This window comes from Lacimonas salitolerans (assembly GCF_042677865.1).
GTDB classification, from domain to species: Bacteria; Pseudomonadota; Alphaproteobacteria; order Rhodobacterales; family Rhodobacteraceae; genus Lutimaribacter; species Lutimaribacter salitolerans.
This window is the reverse complement of record NZ_JBHUDD010000053.1, coordinates 86,933-105,593: the sequence shown is the minus strand read 5'-3', so window position 1 is coordinate 105,593 and position 18,661 is coordinate 86,933. Positions and strand designations below refer to the sequence as shown.

23 protein-coding genes are annotated in these 18,661 nt (G+C 63.1%); 8 read left to right on the top strand and 15 right to left on the bottom strand.

Going from position 1 to position 18,661, the window contains the following annotated elements:
* Positions 1–64 precede the first annotated feature (64 nt).
* The 4 genes from ACFTOW_RS09840 to ACFTOW_RS09825 all read left to right on the top strand — a co-directional run bounded on the left by ACFTOW_RS09840 (position 65) and on the right by ACFTOW_RS09825 (position 3,720).
* Positions 65–940, top strand: a complete 876-nt coding sequence (locus ACFTOW_RS09840) for an amidohydrolase family protein (protein WP_379915126.1) — start codon at positions 65–67, stop codon at positions 938–940.
* 88 nt (positions 941–1,028) lie between these two features.
* Positions 1,029–2,345 (top strand): NAD(P)/FAD-dependent oxidoreductase, encoded by a 1,317-nt coding sequence (locus ACFTOW_RS09835; protein WP_379915124.1) that lies wholly within the window; start codon positions 1,029–1,031, stop codon positions 2,343–2,345.
* Positions 2,346–2,357: 12 nt separating this feature from the next.
* The gene (locus ACFTOW_RS09830; RefSeq protein WP_379915122.1) at positions 2,358–2,717 is read left to right on the top strand and encodes a DUF5368 domain-containing protein; all 360 of its coding nucleotides are present in this window, start codon (positions 2,358–2,360) and stop codon (positions 2,715–2,717) included.
* Positions 2,718–2,733: 16 nt separating this feature from the next.
* Positions 2,734–3,720: an SLAC1 anion channel family protein gene (locus tag ACFTOW_RS09825; RefSeq protein ID WP_379915120.1), complete on the top strand. Its 987-nt coding sequence runs from the start codon at positions 2,734–2,736 to the stop codon at positions 3,718–3,720.
* Positions 3,721–3,852: 132 nt separating this feature from the next.
* Here the strand turns inward: ACFTOW_RS09825 and ACFTOW_RS09820 are convergent, their stop codons facing one another.
* The 14 genes from ACFTOW_RS09820 to ACFTOW_RS09755 all read right to left on the bottom strand — a co-directional run bounded on the left by ACFTOW_RS09820 (position 3,853) and on the right by ACFTOW_RS09755 (position 13,888).
* Positions 3,853–4,683 carry a 3-oxoadipate:acetyl-CoA acetyltransferase gene (locus ACFTOW_RS09820; RefSeq protein ID WP_379915189.1) on the bottom strand — a complete coding sequence of 277 codons (831 nt, stop codon included), beginning with the start codon at positions 4,681–4,683 and terminating at the stop codon, positions 3,853–3,855.
* Between the two features lie 65 nt (positions 4,684–4,748).
* Entirely contained in the window at positions 4,749–5,591 is an 843-nt protein-coding gene (locus tag ACFTOW_RS09815; protein ID WP_379915118.1) for an urea carboxylase-associated family protein, read from the bottom strand.
* A gap of 142 nt (positions 5,592–5,733) precedes the next feature.
* On the bottom strand, positions 5,734–5,874 hold the full coding sequence (locus ACFTOW_RS09810) for a hypothetical protein (RefSeq protein WP_379915116.1): 141 nt from the start codon (positions 5,872–5,874) through the stop codon (positions 5,734–5,736).
* A gap of 159 nt (positions 5,875–6,033) precedes the next feature.
* The gene (locus ACFTOW_RS09805; protein ID WP_379915114.1) at positions 6,034–6,813 is read right to left on the bottom strand and encodes a succinate dehydrogenase iron-sulfur subunit; all 780 of its coding nucleotides are present in this window, start codon (positions 6,811–6,813) and stop codon (positions 6,034–6,036) included.
* A 171-nt stretch (positions 6,814–6,984) separates the two neighbouring features.
* Complete coding sequence (locus ACFTOW_RS09800; protein ID WP_379915112.1) at positions 6,985–7,719, bottom strand: class I SAM-dependent methyltransferase; 735 nt, start codon at positions 7,717–7,719, stop codon at positions 6,985–6,987.
* Between the two features lie 73 nt (positions 7,720–7,792).
* The gene (locus ACFTOW_RS09795; protein ID WP_379915110.1) at positions 7,793–8,050 is read right to left on the bottom strand and encodes a succinate dehydrogenase; all 258 of its coding nucleotides are present in this window, start codon (positions 8,048–8,050) and stop codon (positions 7,793–7,795) included.
* 71 nt (positions 8,051–8,121) lie between these two features.
* The gene (gene sdhA, locus ACFTOW_RS09790) at positions 8,122–9,927 is read right to left on the bottom strand and encodes a succinate dehydrogenase flavoprotein subunit (RefSeq protein WP_379915108.1); all 1,806 of its coding nucleotides are present in this window, start codon (positions 9,925–9,927) and stop codon (positions 8,122–8,124) included.
* Positions 9,928–9,949: 22 nt separating this feature from the next.
* A complete protein-coding gene (sdhD, locus tag ACFTOW_RS09785) occupies positions 9,950–10,321 on the bottom strand; it encodes a succinate dehydrogenase, hydrophobic membrane anchor protein (protein WP_379915106.1) in 372 nt (123 codons plus the stop codon).
* 10 nt (positions 10,322–10,331) lie between these two features.
* Complete coding sequence (sdhC, locus tag ACFTOW_RS09780) at positions 10,332–10,715, bottom strand: succinate dehydrogenase, cytochrome b556 subunit (protein WP_379915104.1); 384 nt, start codon at positions 10,713–10,715, stop codon at positions 10,332–10,334.
* A 195-nt stretch (positions 10,716–10,910) separates the two neighbouring features.
* Complete coding sequence (locus tag ACFTOW_RS09775) at positions 10,911–11,117, bottom strand: hypothetical protein (protein ID WP_379915102.1); 207 nt, start codon at positions 11,115–11,117, stop codon at positions 10,911–10,913.
* A 106-nt stretch (positions 11,118–11,223) separates the two neighbouring features.
* On the bottom strand, positions 11,224–12,255 hold the full coding sequence (locus tag ACFTOW_RS09770) for a MaoC family dehydratase (protein ID WP_379915100.1): 1,032 nt from the start codon (positions 12,253–12,255) through the stop codon (positions 11,224–11,226).
* A 3-nt stretch (positions 12,256–12,258) separates the two neighbouring features.
* Positions 12,259–12,462 (bottom strand): DUF1737 domain-containing protein, encoded by a 204-nt coding sequence (locus ACFTOW_RS09765; RefSeq protein ID WP_379915098.1) that lies wholly within the window; start codon positions 12,460–12,462, stop codon positions 12,259–12,261.
* A gap of 4 nt (positions 12,463–12,466) precedes the next feature.
* The gene (locus ACFTOW_RS09760; protein WP_379915096.1) at positions 12,467–13,012 is read right to left on the bottom strand and encodes an NnrU family protein; all 546 of its coding nucleotides are present in this window, start codon (positions 13,010–13,012) and stop codon (positions 12,467–12,469) included.
* Between the two features lie 12 nt (positions 13,013–13,024).
* The gene (locus ACFTOW_RS09755; protein ID WP_379915094.1) at positions 13,025–13,888 is read right to left on the bottom strand and encodes an HpcH/HpaI aldolase/citrate lyase family protein; all 864 of its coding nucleotides are present in this window, start codon (positions 13,886–13,888) and stop codon (positions 13,025–13,027) included.
* Between the two features lie 174 nt (positions 13,889–14,062).
* Between ACFTOW_RS09755 and ACFTOW_RS09750 the strand changes: the two genes are divergently transcribed.
* Positions 14,063–14,362 (top strand): hypothetical protein, encoded by a 300-nt coding sequence (locus ACFTOW_RS09750; RefSeq protein WP_379915092.1) that lies wholly within the window; start codon positions 14,063–14,065, stop codon positions 14,360–14,362.
* On the opposite strand, the gene ACFTOW_RS09745 is transcribed toward ACFTOW_RS09750, so the two are convergent.
* Positions 14,363–15,070 carry a sulfite exporter TauE/SafE family protein gene (locus ACFTOW_RS09745; protein ID WP_379915187.1) on the bottom strand — a complete coding sequence of 236 codons (708 nt, stop codon included), beginning with the start codon at positions 15,068–15,070 and terminating at the stop codon, positions 14,363–14,365.
* A 205-nt stretch (positions 15,071–15,275) separates the two neighbouring features.
* On the opposite strand from ACFTOW_RS09745, the gene mdh reads away from it, so the two are divergent.
* From mdh to sucD, 3 genes are all read left to right on the top strand, one after another.
* Entirely contained in the window at positions 15,276–16,238 is a 963-nt protein-coding gene (gene mdh, locus ACFTOW_RS09740; RefSeq protein WP_379915090.1) for a malate dehydrogenase, read from the top strand.
* Positions 16,239–16,511: 273 nt separating this feature from the next.
* On the top strand, positions 16,512–17,705 hold the full coding sequence (gene sucC, locus ACFTOW_RS09735; RefSeq protein WP_379915088.1) for an ADP-forming succinate--CoA ligase subunit beta: 1,194 nt from the start codon (positions 16,512–16,514) through the stop codon (positions 17,703–17,705).
* Between the two features lie 4 nt (positions 17,706–17,709).
* Positions 17,710–18,594: a succinate--CoA ligase subunit alpha gene (sucD, locus tag ACFTOW_RS09730; protein ID WP_379915086.1), complete on the top strand. Its 885-nt coding sequence runs from the start codon at positions 17,710–17,712 to the stop codon at positions 18,592–18,594.
* The last annotated feature ends 67 nt before the right edge of the window (positions 18,595–18,661 follow it).

Sequence of the window (18,661 nt, the reverse complement as noted above, 5' to 3'; positions counted from 1 at the left end):
AGCGCGAGGGGCTGGCCCCTCGCTCCCGCAGGCTCAACCAGCGCACCGTCAGAAAGGACGCCCCATGATCGACCTCGACAAGATCCGCGCCATCGACATTCACACCCATGCCGAGGAACCCTGCGGCTGTCATTCCGACGATGGCTATGACGATCTGCAATCGACCATGGCAAAGTACTTTCGCGCGCCTTGGCAGCATCCGCCGACGATCCCCGAAACCGCCGCGCATTTCCGCGAGCAGAACATCGCCGCCGTCATCTTTCCCGTCGATGCCGAGCGCGAGACCGGCTATCGCCGCTATTCCAACGACGAGGTGATCGAACTGGTCAAGGAAAACAGCGATGTGCTGATCCCCTTTGCCTCGATCGACCCGTGGAAGGGCAAGATGGCCGTGCGCGAGGCGCGCCGTCTGATCGAAGTGCACGGCATCAAGGGGTTCAAGTTCCACCCGACCATGCAGGGGTTTTTTCCCAATGACCGCATGGCTTATCCGTTCTACGAACTGCTGGCCGAATATGGCTGCATCGGGCTGTTTCACACCGGCCAGACCGGCGTGGGCAGCGGCATGCGCGGCGGAAACGGGATGCGGATGAAGTTTTCCAACCCGATGCATCTCGATGATGTGGCGGTCGATTTTCCCGACATGAAGATCATCATGGCCCACCCCAGTTTCCCCTGGCAGGAAGAGGCGCTGGCCGTGGCCCAGCACAAACCGAACGTCTATATCGACCTGTCGGGCTGGAGCCCCAAGTATTTCCCGCCGATCCTTGTGCGCTACTGCAACTCGATCCTGCGCAAGAAGGTGTTGTTCGGGTCGGACTGGCCGATGATCACCCCGGAACGCTGGCTGGCGGATTTCGAGAAGATCGACATCAAGGACGAGCTGCGCCCCGATATCCTCAAGAACAACGCGGCGCGGCTGCTGGGTCTGATGGAGTAATCGCATTTCCGGTACATCTTTGATCTGGATCAAGGCGGAGAGTGCTTAACACATGCAGAAATGATGATGTATGCAATGGAGTACACGCATGACATCGGAACAGTTTCTGCCAACCCGTCGCGGGTTTCTGGGCCTTGCCGGCGGTGCGGCCCTGCTTGCCGCGGGCACCGGCCCCGCCCGCGCGCAAAAAGTATCGACCAAGGCGCGAATCGTGATCCTGGGCGCTGGTGCCGCGGGCACCGCATTGGCCAACCGTCTGGTCGAGCGGCTTGACGGGGCCGAGATCACGCTGGTCGATGGCCGGGCCGAGCATTGGTATCAGCCCGGATTCACCCTGATCGCCGCGGGGCTGAAGCCCGCCGGCTATTCGGTCAGCCAGACCACCGACTGGCTGCCGCGCGGCGTCACGCTGGTGGCGGAATACGCAGCCGAAATCGACCCCGAGGCGAATACGCTGACCACGGCGTCAGGCACGAAGCTGCCCTATGACTATTTGGTCACCGCCCCCGGCCTTGTGCTGGACTGGGACGCGATCGAAGGGTTCGACCTGTCCATGGTGGGCCAGAACGGTCTGGGCGCGGTCTATGCCGGGCCGGAGTATGCGGCCAAGACCTGGGCCGAGATGGACCGCTTTACCGACAGCGGCGGCAAGGCCGTGTTCCTGCGCCCCGCGACCGAGATGAAATGCGCCGGTGCGCCGCTGAAATACGCCTTTCTGACTGAGGATCATGCCGACAGGAAGGGCAATCGCGGCAAGGTCGAGATCGAATACTGGAACAACTCCAAGGCCTTGTTCGGCGTGCCCATCGTGTCCGAAAAGGTGCGGATGCTGTTCGGCGAGCGCGGGATCAAAACCGAGTTTGATCAGGTGCTCAAGTCGATCGACCCGGGCCGCAAGGTCATGACCTTCGAGGGGCCGGATGGCGCCACCCGCGAAACCGACTACGACTTCACCAACATCATCCCGCCGCAGCGCGCGCCCGATGTGATCCGTCAGTCGGGTCTGTCCTGGGCCGACAAATGGGTTGGGCAAGGCTGGGTCGAGGTGGATCAGCAAAACCTGCGGCACAACCGCTATCCCAACGTCTTTGCACTGGGCGACGTGGCGGGCGTGCCCAAGGGCAAGACCGCCGCCAGCGTCAAGTGGCAGGTGCCGGTGGTCGAGGCGCATCTGGTCGCGCAGATCGCGGGCGACACCACGGATGCGGCCTATGACGGCTACACATCCTGCCCGCTGATCACCCGCGTGGGCCGCGCGATGCTGATCGAATTTGATTACAAGAACAACCTCGTGCCCAGCTTTCCGGGCGTGATCGCGCCGCTGGAAGAGCTGTGGATCAGCTGGCTGATGAAGGAGGTGGCGCTGAAGGCCACCTATAACGCGATGCTGCGCGGCAAGGCATAGGGAGAAAAGACGATGCAAGAGCTTACACTGGGAACCCTGATCGCGGTCTGGGAAGAGATGTTTGGCCGGGGCCTGTTCTGGGCCATGGTCGTGGTTGCTGTGCTGATCACGGTGGGCTACCTGTACGTGCTGATCCGTGACCGGTCGATGTCGATGCGGAAATTCCTGCTGGCGCAACTGTCGATGCCGGTGGGGGCTGTCGCGGCGGTGCTTTTCGTCCAGCAGATGACCAGTTCGGGTTTTGCCGACATCGGCGGACCGGTGGACGTGATCGTGCTGCTGGGCGTGGCTGTGGCCGGGGCCGTGGGCATTGCCATCCTGGTCTACACCGTTCAGGCGATGATCCGGGGCCCCGAGGCGCAGGACGGCTGAAACAAGGAAACGCGACATGGCGGATGCAGCACAGGCGGCACACCCGGGCCAGTCAAACCGGCTGGAGCATTTCCCGGTGCCCTTCTTTGCGGTGGTGATGGGGCTGGCGGGGCTGACGCTGGCCCTGCATGCCGCTGAAACCGCACTGGGGTTGAGAGCGGGGCTGTCCCTGGCTGTATTCTGGGCAGCCGTCGCGGCGGGCGTGGTGATCGCGGCGCTTTATGCGCTCAAGGCGCTGCGCTATCCGCTGGCGGTGGCGCAGGAATGGCATCATCCGGTGCGTCTGGCGTTCTTTCCCGCGATCTCGATCTCGATGATCCTGCTGGCCACGGCGAGCTACAGCCTGTCGCCGGGGGCCGCGCATGTGCTGTGGCTGGCTGGCACGGCGTTGCAAGCGGTGCTGACCATTGCCGTGGTTGCGGGCTGGATCTCGGCGCGGTCGTTTCAGACCGGGCACCTGACGCCCGCGTGGTTCATTCCCGCCGTGGGCAATGTGCTGGTGCCGATCGTGGGCGTGCCGCTGGGATACGTCGAACTGAGCTGGTATTTCATGGCGGTGGGGCTGCTGTTCTGGATCGTGTTGCTGACGCTGGTGATGAACCGGCTGATCTTTCACGATCCGATGCCCGGCAGGCTGCAACCGACGCTGGTGATCCTGATCGCGCCGCCTGCGGTGGCGTTCCTGTCATGGCTGCAACTGACCGGCGGGGTGGACGCCTTTGCCCGGCTGCTGATCAACATGGCCTACCTGTTCACGCTGATCGTGGTGGTGAACCTGCCGCGGCTTGTGAAGCTGCCCTTTGCGCTGTCGTTCTGGGCGCTGAGTTTTCCCTTTGCGGCGGTGACGATCGCCAGTTTCCGCTTTGCCGAGGCCACGGGCAGCGCGGTGCATCAGGTGTTCGGGTTCGTCACGCTGGCGGTGTTGCTGGCGGTGATTGCCGGGCTGATTTTTGGCACTGCGCGTGCGATTGCGGCCGGGGCGATCTGCGTACCGGAGGGATGATGCCGGTTTCGCGCCCTGACGGGCGCGACCGGCGCCGCCTGACGGCGGCGCAAAGGGGGCGCTGCCCCCTCGGCCTGCGGCCTCACCCCTAGGATATTGGAAGAGAGAGGAAGCAGGCGATCGGTGGTGTGATCACGCCGGGCGCAGGCCCAGGATCTCGCGCGCCTGCGCAGGAGTGGCCACGGGGCGGTCGTGCTGGGCGCAGATGTCGGTCACGCGCTTGACCAGCGCCGCGTTGGACGGGGCCAGCGTGTCGCGGTCAAGGCGCACGTTGTCCTCGAGCCCCGTGCGGGCATGGCCCCCGGCGGCGACCACCCATTCGTTGATCAAAAGCTGCCCCGCGCCGATGCCCGCGGCGCACCATTCGGCATCGGGCATCAGGCGTTTCACGGTTTCGATGTAGAAATCGAAGGTCGGGCGATCGACCGGCATGGCGTTCTTGACCCCCATGACGAACTGCACATACAGCGGACCGGGGATGCGGCCATCGGCGCTCATCCTGGCGGCCTGATGGATATGGGACAGGTCGAAACACTCGACCTCGGGCTTGACGTCATGGGCCCGCATTTCGCTGGCCAGCCAGTCCACCAGATCGGGCGGGTTTTCATAGACGCGGGTGGGAAAGTTGTTGGACCCGACCGAGAGCGAGGCCATGTCGGGGCGCAGCGGCAGCATGGCCCCGCGCGCCTGACCGGCCCCCGAACGGCCCCCGGTGGAAAACTGGATGATCATGCCGGGGCAGTGCTTTTCCAGCCCTTCCTTGAGGCGCGCGAATTTCTCGGGGTCGGAGCTGGGCGAGCCGTCGGCGTTGCGCACATGGGCATGGCAGATGCTGGCGCCGGCCTCGAACGCCGCCTGGGTCGAGTCGATCTGTTCGGCCACGGTAATCGGCACGGCGGGGTTGTCGGATTTTTGCGGCACCGAGCCGGTGATCGCCACGCAGATGATGCAGGGTTTGGTCATGGTGTCTTTCGCGCTGTTCGTGGTGATTGACGGTGCCACATAACCCGACGGCAGGGCAGCCGGTGTCATCTGCCATGGCTGCGATCGTAGCCGTTGGGGGCCGGAGAATGCCAGCCGTCCAGCGCGCCGGGGGCGGGGGCGAAGACCTCGACCAGAAGCGGGTGGCAGGCGGCGGTATCCGAGCTGTGCTCGGCGCTGCAATCGCCGCCGGGGCAGGCGCTGAGCGCGCCGAGCAGTTCGATCTCGGCCAGGAACTCGATGTAATCGCCGGGGCGGACCGGGCTGGCCTTCATGAAATACTGGCCGGTGTCGCGGGTGAATCCAGTACACATGAACACGTTGAGCACGTCATGCACGTGGGGCTCGGCATCGGCCGGCGACAGCCCGGTTTCATCGGCCAGCGCGCGGATCAGGTTGGAGTGGCAGCAGTGGTGATACTGCGTGCCTGACAGCAGGTTGCCGGTGTAGGGATCGCAGCGCGTGCCGATCACGTCATGGACCGAGCCGCCGAAATCATCCTTGCCATACCAGTGCAGCGTGTCGTGGGTGACGGTCGCCATCGGGCGCAGATGCGGAAAGGAGGACCACATGCGCTGGCCGGTGGTGATATGCGTGCCATGCAGCGCGCGGGTCTTGCCCGAGTAGAAGCGCTCGGACAGGTCATTTGCGTTCCACAGGTTCAGATCCCCAACCTGCGGGCCATCGACGCTGGTGATGCAAAAGAAATGCCCGGCGGGCACGTGAAAGGTGCGTGCGTCGCGGGCTGGCACCAGCGTTTCGCCGGTCTTTTGCAGCGTCGCCCGGGCGGCGGTGTAGAGCGCCATGTCCGGCTGCGGCAGTGTGTCGGTCGGATAGCAGATCACCGGCGGGATGGCGCGGCGGGCGGCGGCGTCGGGGGGCTGTTGCATGGTCTGTCCCTGTTGTTTGCAACAGGTTTGCGCAGTTTTCGGGTCTGCGCAAGGCCGCGCCCGACGACACTCGGATGAAAGGTTTCCTTGCGCCGCCGGGGCGCTGTGGGGCACGGACCGAGCCCGACCCCATGAAAGGCGGTCAGGCCGCCTTTACGTATGCAAAATAGGTTTCTTCGGGCTGTTGGGCGGTGTCTGCCTTTTGTGGGGCGTCGAAATAGGCCCAAGCCTGTTCCAGAATCGCAAGCGCGGCTTTGGCATCAGTTTTGGTCGGCGTTTTCATGGGGTGTCCTTTGGTGTGTCCGGCATCCCCTCCCTGACTGTCATATGGCGGGTGTGACCTCGGATTGCATCGGACGAATTGCGAATGCCGCCATGCGGCGGGCGCAATGCAAAAGGCCGACCCCGGAGGATCGGCCCTTGATCTGTGTGCCGTGGTTGATCAGACCGCGCGTTCGACCATTGTCTTCTTGATCTCGGCGATGGCTTTTGCCGGGTTCAGGCCCTTGGGGCAGGTCTTGGTGCAGTTCATGATCGTGTGGCAGCGATAGAGCTTGAACGGATCCTCAAGTTGATCCAGACGCTCGCCCGTCGCCTCGTCGCGGCTGTCGATGATCCAGCGATAGGCGTGCAGCAGGGCGGCCGGCCCAAGATAGCGGTCGCCGTTCCACCAATAGGACGGGCAGGAGGTCGAGCAGCAGGCGCACATCACGCATTCGTACAGGCCGTCCAGCTTGGCGCGGTCGTCGATGCTTTGCTTCCACTCTTTCGCGGGGCGGTTCGTCTTGGTTTCCAGCCAGGGCATGATGCTGGCGTGCTGGGCATAGAAATGCGTCAGGTCCGGGATCAGGTCCTTGACCACGGGCATGTGGGGCAGGGGATAGATCTTGACGTCGCCCTTGACCTCGTCCAGCCCGTAGATACAGGCCAGCGTGTTGATCCCGTCGATGTTCATCGCGCAGGAGCCGCAGATGCCTTCGCGGCAGGACCGGCGGAAGGTCAGGGTGGGATCAATCTCGTTCTTGATCTTGATCAGAGCGTCCAGAACCATCGGGCCGCATTTGTCCATATCGACGAAATAGGTATCCACGCGCGGGTTTTCACCATCATCGGGGTTCCAGCGATAGATGCTGAACTTGCGGGTGTTTTTCGCGCCTTCGGGCTTGGGCCATGTCTTGCCCACGCGGATGCGCGAGTTTTTTGGCAGGGTCAGTTGAACCATAAGCTCTTCCTTTTCAGTGTCGTCCGACCAGAGAGGCGGGCCGGGGCGTGGCTGTTGTGATGCTGCTGGGCCGGCGCGGCATCATGGCTGTCGGCGCGGGCCGGTGGGCACCCTGCGATCCGCGTGCCATCAGTGGCAGGCGGTTTTGGTACCTGACAGCCGGGTTACGGATCATGCCGGCACCCCGACGTAGTCGTGAAAATGCCGGGACATGGCACGCTGCATGTTGAACAGTGTGCTGAGTTTTTCAGTGCCGTAGTCATCAAGGCTCATGTCCATGAATCGGGCAACGATCTCGTCGTAGTTATCTTCCAGCGTCGTGTCATCCGGGTTCAGAGACGTGATGACGCCCAGACCGGTAGGTCGGCAGTTGGCGACGCGCAGATCGAGATCGGGGCGGTATTCCTTGAGGATTACGCCTACCTTCCAGACATCGCCGGTCCACTGCTTGGTACGTTTGCGGTCCCAGTCGCGTTCTGCGGCTATGTAGGTCGGTGGAACAAGGTCGTGAAGGACGATCACGCTGTCAGGGCGGCACAGCTTTTCCGTGTTGATGAAGTCGCGCAGCAGGTATTCGAATAGGTGCATTCCATCCAGAAAGGCCAGGTCGATTGTCGACGCAAGCTGCCGCGCGATGCCCGAGGCGAAGAACTCGTCGCTGGTGGTTTCGAACAGATGGGTCTGCGGACGCCCGCCCATGTTGTCCGGCTGGATCTGAAACCGCGGATCAATGGCCATGACCTTGCAGGTCGCAAGCTTCAGGCTTGCCCCCTGTGCGGTGCCGACCTCGAGATACCATTCGGGCTGCAGGTGTTTATGCATATTCTCGAGGAAACGCAGGTATTGCAGACCCTCTGCCGGAGGAACCGGAGCCAGATTGTCCTTGGTGGTATCTGTCGCGGTCATGCCATGGCCTTTCCATAACACTTTGACGGTATCACCCGCGCTGCCAGAGTCTGGAATATGCCCGGATGTATCATCATAGCCGGGCCTGCATGAGCATCGGAAGCCCTTTCTGCGCGAGACAGGACAGGGTTTCCGGCCGACGGGTGACATCAACGACGGTGTCGACGGTTCGTTCGGTGATCCCGGTGACCGATGCGCGTGCGACCAACGCGATTTCGGATGCGCTGGCATTGTCGATCACGCAATCGGTCACGGGTGCCGCATTCACGCCGGGCAGACGTTCGGCAACGATCTGGTTGACCACAGTCTTTGCGCGGTCGCGGGCCAGCATGTCTGCGGCATCATTCGCTACAGAACAGGCGGCCAGCGGCACGCAAAGCAGCATGACCAGACCGTGACGCATCAGAACGTCCGCACCTTCGGGGCGATTCTCGCGGTGGCGATGCCGCCCTGATCCTCGGTGGTCAGCGGGTCGGTGATCACGCCGCGATGCGACAGGTCGATCCTGTTGCCTTCGACACGGGCGATCGTGTGCACGCGCCAGTTGGTATCGTCGCGCTCGGGGAAATCCTCGTGCGCGTGGGCACCGCGGCTTTCCTGGCGCGCCTCGGCCCCGGCGATCGTGGCCAGCGCGTTGGGCATCAGGTTGGTCAGTTCCAGCGTTTCCATCAGGTCGCTGTTCCAGATCAGCGAGCGGTCGGTGACCTTCAGATCATCCAGCTTGCCGGCGATGTCCACCATCTTGTCCAAACCCTTTTTCAGGGTGTCCGAGGTGCGGAAGACGGCGGCGTCTTCTTGCATGGTGCGCTGCATGTCCAGCCGAAGTTCGGCGGTGGGCGTGCCGCCATCTGCGTGGCGCAGCCCGTCGAAACGGTCGAACGCGGCATCGATGGCCGGTTTGTTCAGCGTCGGGGCGGGCGCGTCGCGATCCACCACCTTGCCGGCGCGGATGGCGGCGGCGCGGCCGAACACCACAAGGTCGATCAGCGAGTTCGACCCAAGGCGGTTGGCCCCGTGCACCGAGGCGCAACCGGCCTCGCCCACGGCCATCAGGCCGGGGACGATCGCGTTGGGATCGTCAGCGGTGGGGTTGATCACCTCGCCCCAGTAGTTCGTGGGGATGCCGCCCATGTTGTAATGCACGGTCGGCAGAACCGGGATCGGCTGCTTGGTGACATCGACGCCGGCAAAGATGCGCGCGGATTCGGAAATGCCGGGCAGGCGCAGGTTCAGCGCCTCGGCGGGCAGATGCGAGAGGTTCAGGTGGATGTGATCGCCGTGTTCACCCACGCCGCGGCCTTCGCGGATCTCCATCGTCATGCAGCGGCTGACATAGTCGCGCGGGGCCAGATCCTTGTAGTTGGGCGCATAGCGTTCCATGAACCGCTCGCCCTCGGAGTTGGTCAGATATCCGCCTTCGCCACGCGCGCCTTCAGTGATCAGGCAGCCCGCGCCATAGATGCCGGTGGGGTGGAACTGCACGAATTCCATATCCTGCAGCGGCAGGCCCGCGCGGGCCACCATGCCGCCACCGTCGCCGGTGCAGGTATGGGCCGATGTCGCGCTGAAATACGCGCGGCCATAGCCGCCGGTGGCCAGCACGACCATCTTGGCATTGAACACGTGCATCGTGCCATCGTTCAGCTTCCAGCAGACGACGCCTGTGCACACGCCATCATCCGACATGATCAGGTCGAGGGCGAAATACTCGATGTAAAACTCGGCCTTTTGCTTGAGCGACTGACCATACAGCGTGTGCAGGATCGCGTGGCCGGTGCGGTCGGCGGCGGCGCAGGTGCGCTGCACCGGGGGGCCTTCGCCAAACTCGGTGGTGTGCCCGCCAAAGGGCCGCTGATAGATCTTGCCCTCTTCGGTGCGGCTGAAGGGGACGCCGTAATGCTCCAGCTCGTACACGGCCTTGGGGGCCTCGCGCGCCAGATACTCCATCGCGTCGGTGTCGCCCAGGTAATCCGAACCCTTGACGGTGTCGAACATGTGCCACTGCCAGTGATCCGGCCCCATGTTGGACAGCGACGCGGCGATGCCGCCCTGTGCTGCCACGGTGTGCGAACGGGTCGGGAACACCTTGGTCACGCAGGCGGTGCGCAGGCCCTGTTCGGCCATGCCAAGGGTCGCGCGCAGGCCCGCGCCACCGGCACCGACGACCACGACGTCATAGTCATGCGTCTCGTATTCGTAAGCAGCCATTCGTTGTGTTCTCCGGTATTTCTTAAAGCGCGATTTTGGCGATGGCGAACAGCCCGGTCGCCATTGCGGCGTAGGACAGGCAGGTCACCAGGATCAGGGTGATCCTTTGGGTTGCTCCGTGCACGTAGTCTTCGATCAGGACCTGCGCGCCGTCGTTGAAATGTTTCCATCCCACGATGAAGGTTAGCGCGGCGACCAGCGCGGGAAAGGGGCGCGCGAAATAGGCCGTGACCTCTTCGTAGCTGCCGCCAAGGGCCGGGCCGAAGGTGAAGACGAACAGCGGTATCAGGATCAGCAGCGCCACGGACGACACTTTCATTGCCCAGAAATGGTGCACGCCGGATTTGGCCGAGCCAAGGCCCATGGCCCGTTTGCGGTCTGTCAGGTAACGCATGTCGGCCTCCTCAGACGATCAGCAGGGTTATGATGGTCAGCACGACCGAGCCCGCAATGCAGCCCCAGCCCAGCTTTTCAGCCAGTTCCAGTTCCAGCATCATGGCGTTGTCCCAGATCAGGTGCCGGATGCCTGCCAGCGTGTGATACCACAGGCCCAGCAGCGACAGGGTCAGCACCAGATTGCCGAACCAGCTGCGCAGGAAACCGTCCGCGACGGCGAAATAGTCCGGGCCGGATGAGGCGGCGAGGAACCACCACACGATCAGCAGCCCGGCGACGATCAGCGCGTTGCCGGTGATCCGGGTCAGGATCGACGAGATCGAGGTGATCTGCGGGCGGTAGATGGAAAGATGGGGTGAAAGCGGGCGATTGCCCCGGTTTACGTCAGCCATTGGTCGTCCCTTGGTGTCTGCACACGACGGTATACCTTGTGTCGCGTGTCGTTGTGCATGGTTTTAGCGCCGCTGTCACGCAGGCAAAGCCCTGATCTTGGGATAATGCCGCGCAAATTGCCGCTATCTTGGGGTTTGTGATCACATGCCGCTGGCGTGTGATCACATTCAAGTCAGAACTAGTGTCGGTGCCGGTCAGGTCAAAACGAATCCAAGACTGTGAAGCGCCCGCCGCGCGCGATCACGCTGTGCCGGAGCCCCGCTCAGCAGGTGGGTGTTCAGGTCATGTACGAGCGTGCTGAACTGGCGTTTTGTCTGCAACTCCAGAATCATGTCCGCGATTCGGTCCTGCGGTGCGCCAATGATGTCGTCAAACGACGGATAATCGGGTGCCGTCCCCATAAGGTGGCCTCCTTGCTTGATTCCCGTCCTCCCCCTTGCAGGCACTGTAGCGAAGGGGGCGACGGGGGCACAAGTGTTTCGGTTTTGGGGATCAATACCCGCAGGATCAGACGGGCATCAAGGCCCAATAGTCCAGATCCAGCAGGACATCGGACAGGTACTTGCCATCCTCGCCTTTCAGCTCGAACGGCGCGCCGCCCTTGGTCGCCACCAGTCGCAGCCGGATCGCGCCCACGCCGGGCCGGTCGGTTTCGGCCTTGTCCAGCACCTGCGACCACGCCTTGATGGTCTGCCCGCTGAAGCATGGATTGGCATGGGCCCCGCCGTTCAGCCCGACGATCATCTGCGCATTGGCCAGCCCGTTGAACGACAGCGCGCGGGCCATGCTGATGACATGACCGCCATAGATCAGGCGCTGGCCATCGGGGCGGAAGGTGGCATCGAAATGCACCTTGGCGGTGTTCTGCCACAGGCGGGTGGCCATCATGTGCTCGGCCTCTTCGACGGTGACGCCATCGACATGGTCGATGGTTTCGCCCACCTCGTAGTCGCCAAGGCGGTGTGGTTCGCCTGCCAAGGCGAAATCATAGCCGGTGAAATCCAGCCCCTCGGGGATCACCAGATCGCCGACCTCCAGCGCCGGTTTCAGATCGGGGATCACCGTTTCGGGGGCGGGTACGTCTAGGTGGTGTTTGCGCACCATGACCCAGCGGACATAGCTGAGCAGCGTTTCCCCATGCTGGTTGCGCCCGGTGGTGCGGACCCAGACAACGCCGGTCTTGCCGTTCGAGTTCTCCTTGAGCCCGATCACCTCGGATGTGGCGGTGATCGTGTCGCCGGGCCAAAGCGGCGTGATCCAGCGCCCCTCGGCATAGCCAAGGTTGGCCACGGCGTTCAGCGACACATCCGGCACGGTCTTGCCGAACACGGTGTGAAACGTCACCAGATCGTCCAGCGGGCTGAACGGCAGACCACAGGATTGCGCGAATGCGTCCGACGAATGCAGCGCGTGCCGGGCCGGGTAAAGCGCGTGATAAAGCGCGCGTTCGCCCATCTTGATGGTTCGCGGCACGGCGTGGTCGATCACCTGCCCGAGCTGGTAATCCTCGAAAAAGCGGCCCGGGTTGGTCTTGGCCATGTGTTACTGCTCTCCAAGCTTGATGTCGGGGGAATAGGTGCCGGGGGCGTCCTTGACCACGGCCTGCCCGCAGCGCATGACGCCGTTCGCTGCGTCAAAGCCGTAGGTGGGGCTGCCATGCAGCACCCAGCCCTTGTTCAGCGCCTCGGTGACCTTGTGGCAAAAGGCCGACGTGTCGTCGGCGGTCAGAAAACGGTAAAGTTTCATGTGCTTACCCCGGGAATGGCCAGACGCCCAGCCAGGCGTGGATGGCAGAGAACAGGCCAAACGCGACCAGCGTGATGCCCACCAGGATCACATCGCGCTTGGGCTCGCCCGGCACGGGCGGAATCCAGGGTTCGGAGCGGTTGATCACGATGACCTCGGCCACGGCCCAGGCCAGCAGACCGCCGAACAGGATGATCGATGCCAGATCGCCGTTGACCAGCAGATGCGCCACCGCCCAGATCTTGACCGAGCCCAGTTGCGGATGCCGGAACCGCGCGCGCAGCCGCCCCTTGGAATGCGACAAGGCAAAAAAGAACACCGCCACCAGCATCAGCAGGTTGTTCAGATGCACCGTCCAGACGGGCGGATACCAGATGTTGACGAATTCGGCCTGACGATAGCCGATGATCATCAGGACAAGCCCTGCGATGATGGCAACGGCCACGCCGCCCTTGCCTGCGTTGCCCATCTGCTCGCGCATGTCGGGGGCCAGCCGTTTGAAGAGATGTGCCGCGATCCACAGGATCAGGCCGATGATAAGAAGGGTCATGGGTTGCTCCGCCTAGAGGGAGGCGATGGAGGATGCCATCGCCAGAATCTTTTTCGCGGTCTCAACATGCAGGTTTTCGACGATTTTGCCATCCACCACGGCCACGCCCTGACCTGTGCGCTCGACCTCTTCAAAGGCTTCGATCTGGCGCTTGGCCAAGTCGATCTCGGCCTCCGAGGGCGAGAAACACTCGTTCGCCACGTCGATCTGCGCGGGGTGGATCAGCGTCTTACCGTCAAATCCCAGATCGCGACCCTGTTCGCATTCGGCGCGCAGCCCGTCGGTATCCTGATACTGGTTGTAGACGCCGTCGATGGCGATGACGCCATGCGCGCGGGCGGCCATCAGCATGGTCTGCAGCGCCAGCATCATCGGCAGACGGTCGGCCCGCGCGCGGCAGTTCAGTTCCTTGGCCAGATCGTTGGTGCCCGCGACAAAGCCGGTCAGTTGTGGATGCGCTGCAATTTCCAGCGCGTTCAGCACACCCAGCGGCGTTTCTATCATCGCCCAGATCGGCATGTCATTGCCCAGCATATCGGCCAGCGCCTGCACATCGGCGGCGGAGTTCACCTTGGGCAGAAGAAAGGCATCACAATCGGCATCCTTGAGCGTGGCGACATCGCCCGCACCCCAGGGGCTGTCGAGCCCGTTGATACGGATGATGCGCATCCGGTCGCCATAGCCGCCCATGGACAGCGCCGCGTTCAGCGTATCGCGCGCGGCCTCTTTCGCGTCGGGTGTCACCGCATCTTCGAGATCGAAGATGATCGCATCAACCGGCAGGCTGCGGGCCTTGTCCAGCGCGCGCTCTTTCGAGCCGGGGATGTAAAGAACCGAGCGGTAGGGGCGCACTTTGGCGTCGGTGATGGCGTCCATGAATCTCTCCCGAAACAAAGTTGCGCGATCTGTGCCACTTTTTTGCGCGATTGTTCAAGGTCTTTCGTGCCGCGGTGCAGCAAGCCACGGGACTGGACGCCGCGTTAACCAGTTTTTCACTGACACGGCGCAGGCTGATCCGGTCTTGAGCACACGCATGAAGGGGGTGTGACGATGCGGCGGATTTGTGTTGCGATGCTGTTGGGTGCGGTGGCGACCCCGGTGCAGGCGCAGGGGGGCAATTGCGCGCCCCGCGATACGGTGGTGGCCCGGCTGGCCGAAAAATACGGCGAAACCCGGCAGTCGATCGGCCTTGGGGGCAATAACGCGGTGATCGAGGTGTTTGCCGCGCAGGCTACCGGCACATGGACGATCACGGTCACCTCAGCCGCCGGCGTGACCTGCCTGATCGCCAGCGGTCAGGCGTATGAGGCGATGGCCAAGGCGCTGCCCAAGCCCGGCGATGATGCGTGATCAGGTCAATCCGTCCCAGATCAGTTTCGTGCCGGTCACTGTCAGCAGCACATAGGTCAGGGCGAAAAACGCGCGCTCCGGCACGATCCGGTGGGCGCGCACCCCCAGCCACGCCCCAAGCACGGCAAAGGGGGCGAGGATCAGATCAACCAGCAGCGTTTGCGCGGTGAAGATGCCCAGAAACGCATAAGGCACGAATTTCACGATATTGATGATCCAGAACAGGATCACGGTGGTCGCCTGAAACGTGGTCTTGTCCAGCCCGCGCGACAGCAGCCAGACCGCCGCCGGCGGGCCGCCCGCGTGGCTGACAAAACTGGTAAACCCCGCCACGGCCCCGGCCAGCCCGCCTGCCCAGATCGGCAGCCCCTGCGCGGGCGAGCGCACCAGCCCGGACTTCTGCGCCATCTGCCAGGCAACGAACCCCACGGAAATCACCCCGATCAGCACGCGAAACACGTCGGCATCCGCGATCTGATACAGCCAAGCCCCCAGCACGACGCCCGGCACAGCCCCCGCGATCAGCAGCCTCGCGTCGGGCATGCTCCAGCGTCCCCAATAGGGGCGCAGCGTGCTGACATCGATGAGCATCAGCAGCGGCAGCATGATCCCCAGCGCCTGTCCAGGCTCCAGCACCAGCGCCAGAATCGACGCGGCAGCAAAGGCCGCCCCTGATCCGAAGCCGCCCTTGGAAATCCCCGCGAACATCACCGCCGGTGCCGCGATTGCAAAAAACGACCACCCCAGTTCCACCGCGCGCCCCGTCCCAGCCCCTTGATCTGGGCTTGGTTTACGGGGTTTTGGCGCAGGCGAACAGCCCTGCCGCCAGTGGACCGGATCGCGCCTACCTTGCGCACGCGGCATTTTGGGACTAGTCCAAACGCGTAATTCACATGAAACCGGAGACTATTTCATGGCCAGACCCAAGATCGCGCTTATCGGTGCGGGCCAGATCGGCGGCACGCTTGCCCATCTCGCCGCAATGAAGGAACTGGGGGATGTTGTTCTGTTCGACATCGCCGAGGGTGTGCCGGAAGGCAAGGCGCTGGATATTGCCGAATCCGGCCCATCCGAAGGGTTCGACGCGCGCCTGAAGGGCACGCAGGACTATGCCGACATTGCAGGGGCGGATGTGTGCATCGTCACCGCCGGTGTCGCGCGCAAGCCCGGCATGAGCCGCGACGACCTGCTGGGCATCAACCTCAAGGTCATGAAATCCGTCGGCGAAGGGATCGCCGCGAACGCGCCGGACGCTTTCGTGATCTGCATCACCAACCCGCTCGATGCGATGGTCTGGGCGTTGCAGAAATTCTCGGGCCTGCCGCCGCACATGGTGTGTGGCATGGCCGGTGTGCTGGATTCCGCACGCTTCCGCCACTTCCTGAGCGTCGAATTCGACGTGTCGATGAAGGACGTGACCGCCTTTGTTCTGGGTGGTCATGGCGACACGATGGTGCCGTCGGTGCGCTATTCCACCGTTGGCGGCATCCCGTTGCCCGACCTGGTAGACATGGGCTGGACCACGCAGGACAAGCTGGACGCCATCGTGCAGCGCACCCGTGACGGCGGCGCGGAAATCGTGGGCCTGCTGAAAACCGGCAGCGCGTTCTATGCGCCCGCCACCAGCGCCATCGAGATGGCCGAGGCATTCCTGAAGGATCAGAAGCGCCTGCTGCCCTGCGCCGCCTGGTGTGATGGCGAACTGGGCGTAAAGGGCATGTACGTCGGCGTGCCCACCGTGATCGGTGCAGGTGGCGTCGAGAAAATTGTCAACATCAAGCTGACCAAGGACGAGCAGGAGATGTTCGACAAGTCGGTCGACGCCGTGAAAGGCCTTGTCGAGGCGTGCAAGGGCATCGACGACTCGCTGGCCTGATCTGAAACCAAAAGCTTTCCAAAGGGACACGCGACACGTTCGCGTGCCCCTTTTTCGTCGGCATCCCTGCTCTGACGTGCAGCATACATTTGCATACCGCGTCGCGATTCTGGCGTGCATCGCCGAGTAAATTTGTGATCACGGCCTCAAAACGTGTGATCACAAAATGCACAAAATCGTGTGGAAAAGGCTCTTAGTACCCGAATTCGGTTAAACAAGGCGCAAGCTTGTGTCACTACCACAGGCAATCGCAAGCCAAGACGGGACAGTTGCATGAATATCCATGAATATCAGGCCAAGGCGCTCTTGCGCTCCTATGGCGCACCGGTATCTGACGGGCGCGCCGTGATGCGGGCCGAAGACGCCAAGACAGCCGCGGGCGAGCTTGATGGCCCCCTGTGGGTGGTCAAGGCGCAGATCCACGCCGGTGGCCGCGGCAAGGGCTCTTTCAAGGAAGCCTCGGCTGGTGAAAAGGGCGGCGTGCGCCTGACCAAATCGGTCGAGGAAGCCGCCGAAGAAGCAAAAAAGATGCTGGGCAAGACGCTGGTGACCCACCAGACCGGCCCGGCGGGCAAGCAGGTCGGCCGCGTCTACATCGAGGATGGCAGCGACATCGAGCGCGAACTGTACCTTGCCCTGCTGGTCGATCGTCAGACCAGCCGCATATCCTTTGTCTGCTCGACCGAGGGCGGCATGGACATCGAAGAGGTCGCCGACGCGACCCCCGAAAAGATCCTGTCGTTCAGCGTCGATCCCGCCACCGGCTATCAGCCGTTCCATGGCCGCCGCATCGCGTTCTCGCTGGGGCTGGAGGGCGCGCAGGTCAAGCAGTGCGTCAAGCTGATGGGCATCCTCTATACCGCCTTCGTCGAGAAGGACATGGAGATGCTCGAGATCAACCCGCTGATCGTGATGACCAATGGCGATCTGAAGGTTCTGGATGCCAAGGTCAGCTTTGACGGCAACGCGATGTATCGCCAGCCCGACATCGCCAACCTTCGCGACGAGACCGAGGAAGACCCCAAGGAGCTGCAGGCCAGCAAGTATGACCTGAACTACATCGCGCTGGACGGCGAAATCGGCTGCATGGTCAACGGCGCGGGCCTGGCCATGGCGACGATGGACATCATCAAGCTGTATGGCGCCGAGCCTGCCAACTTCCTCGACGTGGGCGGCGGTGCGACCAAGGAAAAGGTGACCGAGGCGTTCAAGATCATCACCTCCGACCCGCAGGTGAAGGGCATTCTTGTCAACATCTTCGGCGGCATCATGCGGTGCGACGTCATCGCCGAGGGAGTGATAGTCGCGGTGAAAGAGGTCGGCCTGAAAGTGCCGCTGGTGGTACGCCTTGAGGGCACCAACGTCGACAAGGGCAAGGAAATCATCCGCAACTCGGGCCTTGACGTGATCGCCGCGGACGACCTGAAAGACGGCGCGCAGAAAATTGTCAAAGCAGTAAAGGGCTGAACAGATGGCCATCCTAATAGACGAAAACACCAAGGTCATCTGTCAGGGCTTCACCGGCTCGCAGGGCACCTTTCACTCGGAACAGGCCATCGCCTATGGCACCAAGATGGTCGGCGGCGTGACGCCGGGCAAGGGCGGGCAGACGCATCTGGACCTGCCGGTCTTTGACAGCGTGCACGAGGCGCGGCACGTGACGGGTGCCAACGCCTCGGTCATCTATGTTCCACCGCCCTTTGCCGCCGACTCGATCCTCGAGGCGATCGACGCCGAGATGGAGCTGATCGTCTGCATCACCGAGGGCATCCCGGTGCTGGACATGATGAAGGTCAAGCGCGCGCTGGAAGGCAGCAAATCCATGCTGATCGGCCCGAACTGCCCCGGTGTCATCACGCCCGACGCCTGCAAGATCGGCATCATGCCCGGCCATATCCACAAGCGTGGCAAAGTGGGTGTCGTGTCGCGCTCGGGCACGCTGACCTATGAGGCGGTCAAGCAGACCAGCGACAGCGGGCTGGGCCAGTCCACCGCCGTCGGCATCGGCGGCGACCCGATCAAGGGGACCGAGCATATCGACGTGCTGGAAATGTTCCTGGCCGACGAGGAAACGCAGGCGATCATCATGATCGGCGAGATCGGCGGCAGCGCCGAGGAAGAGGCCGCGCAGTTCCTGGCGGACGAGCGCAAGAAGGGCCGCTGGAAGCCCACCGCCGGTTTCATCGCCGGTCGCACAGCCCCTCCGGGCCGCCGCATGGGCCATGCCGGGGCCATCGTGGCCGGTGGCAAGGGCGGCGCCGAGGACAAGATCGAGGCGATGAACGCCGCCGGGATCGTCGTGGCCGACAGCCCTGCCACGCTGGGCGAGGCCGTGCTGAAAGCGATCGACGCGTGATGTGAGCCCCAGGGTGGGCAATAGTGCCCACCCTACCCATATGTACCGGGCGAGCATCGCGACGGAC

What these genes read in the sequence shown, in the direction of transcription:
- ACFTOW_RS09830 (WP_379915122.1), top strand. Translation starts at nt 2,358, where the DNA reads ATGCAAGAGCTTACACTGGGAACCCTGATCGCGGTCTGGGAAGAGATG.
- ACFTOW_RS09745 (WP_379915187.1), bottom strand. Translation starts at nt 15,070, where the DNA reads ATGTTCGCGGGGATTTCCAAGGGCGGCTTCGGATCAGGGGCGGCCTTT.
- ACFTOW_RS09835 (WP_379915124.1), top strand. Translation starts at nt 1,029, where the DNA reads ATGACATCGGAACAGTTTCTGCCAACCCGTCGCGGGTTTCTGGGCCTT.
- ACFTOW_RS09760 (WP_379915096.1), bottom strand. Translation starts at nt 13,012, where the DNA reads ATGACCCTTCTTATCATCGGCCTGATCCTGTGGATCGCGGCACATCTC.
- ACFTOW_RS09825 (WP_379915120.1), top strand. Translation starts at nt 2,734, where the DNA reads ATGGCGGATGCAGCACAGGCGGCACACCCGGGCCAGTCAAACCGGCTG.
- ACFTOW_RS09750 (WP_379915092.1), top strand. Translation starts at nt 14,063, where the DNA reads ATGCGGCGGATTTGTGTTGCGATGCTGTTGGGTGCGGTGGCGACCCCG.
- sdhA (WP_379915108.1), bottom strand. Translation starts at nt 9,927, where the DNA reads ATGGCTGCTTACGAATACGAGACGCATGACTATGACGTCGTGGTCGTC.
- ACFTOW_RS09840 (WP_379915126.1), top strand. Translation starts at nt 65, where the DNA reads ATGATCGACCTCGACAAGATCCGCGCCATCGACATTCACACCCATGCC.
- sucC (WP_379915088.1), top strand. Translation starts at nt 16,512, where the DNA reads ATGAATATCCATGAATATCAGGCCAAGGCGCTCTTGCGCTCCTATGGC.
- ACFTOW_RS09805 (WP_379915114.1), bottom strand. Translation starts at nt 6,813, where the DNA reads ATGGTTCAACTGACCCTGCCAAAAAACTCGCGCATCCGCGTGGGCAAG.
- ACFTOW_RS09810 (WP_379915116.1), bottom strand. Translation starts at nt 5,874, where the DNA reads ATGAAAACGCCGACCAAAACTGATGCCAAAGCCGCGCTTGCGATTCTG.
- ACFTOW_RS09795 (WP_379915110.1), bottom strand. Translation starts at nt 8,050, where the DNA reads ATGCTGGCCCGCGACCGCGCAAAGACTGTGGTCAACCAGATCGTTGCC.
- ACFTOW_RS09800 (WP_379915112.1), bottom strand. Translation starts at nt 7,719, where the DNA reads ATGACCGCGACAGATACCACCAAGGACAATCTGGCTCCGGTTCCTCCG.
- ACFTOW_RS09755 (WP_379915094.1), bottom strand. Translation starts at nt 13,888, where the DNA reads ATGGACGCCATCACCGACGCCAAAGTGCGCCCCTACCGCTCGGTTCTT.
- ACFTOW_RS09765 (WP_379915098.1), bottom strand. Translation starts at nt 12,462, where the DNA reads ATGAAACTTTACCGTTTTCTGACCGCCGACGACACGTCGGCCTTTTGC.
- sucD (WP_379915086.1), top strand. Translation starts at nt 17,710, where the DNA reads ATGGCCATCCTAATAGACGAAAACACCAAGGTCATCTGTCAGGGCTTC.
- mdh (WP_379915090.1), top strand. Translation starts at nt 15,276, where the DNA reads ATGGCCAGACCCAAGATCGCGCTTATCGGTGCGGGCCAGATCGGCGGC.
- ACFTOW_RS09775 (WP_379915102.1), bottom strand. Translation starts at nt 11,117, where the DNA reads ATGGGGACGGCACCCGATTATCCGTCGTTTGACGACATCATTGGCGCA.
- ACFTOW_RS09770 (WP_379915100.1), bottom strand. Translation starts at nt 12,255, where the DNA reads ATGGCCAAGACCAACCCGGGCCGCTTTTTCGAGGATTACCAGCTCGGG.
- ACFTOW_RS09820 (WP_379915189.1), bottom strand. Translation starts at nt 4,683, where the DNA reads ATGACCAAACCCTGCATCATCTGCGTGGCGATCACCGGCTCGGTGCCG.
- sdhD (WP_379915106.1), bottom strand. Translation starts at nt 10,321, where the DNA reads ATGCGTTACCTGACAGACCGCAAACGGGCCATGGGCCTTGGCTCGGCC.
- ACFTOW_RS09815 (WP_379915118.1), bottom strand. Translation starts at nt 5,591, where the DNA reads ATGCAACAGCCCCCCGACGCCGCCGCCCGCCGCGCCATCCCGCCGGTG.
- sdhC (WP_379915104.1), bottom strand. Translation starts at nt 10,715, where the DNA reads ATGGCTGACGTAAACCGGGGCAATCGCCCGCTTTCACCCCATCTTTCC.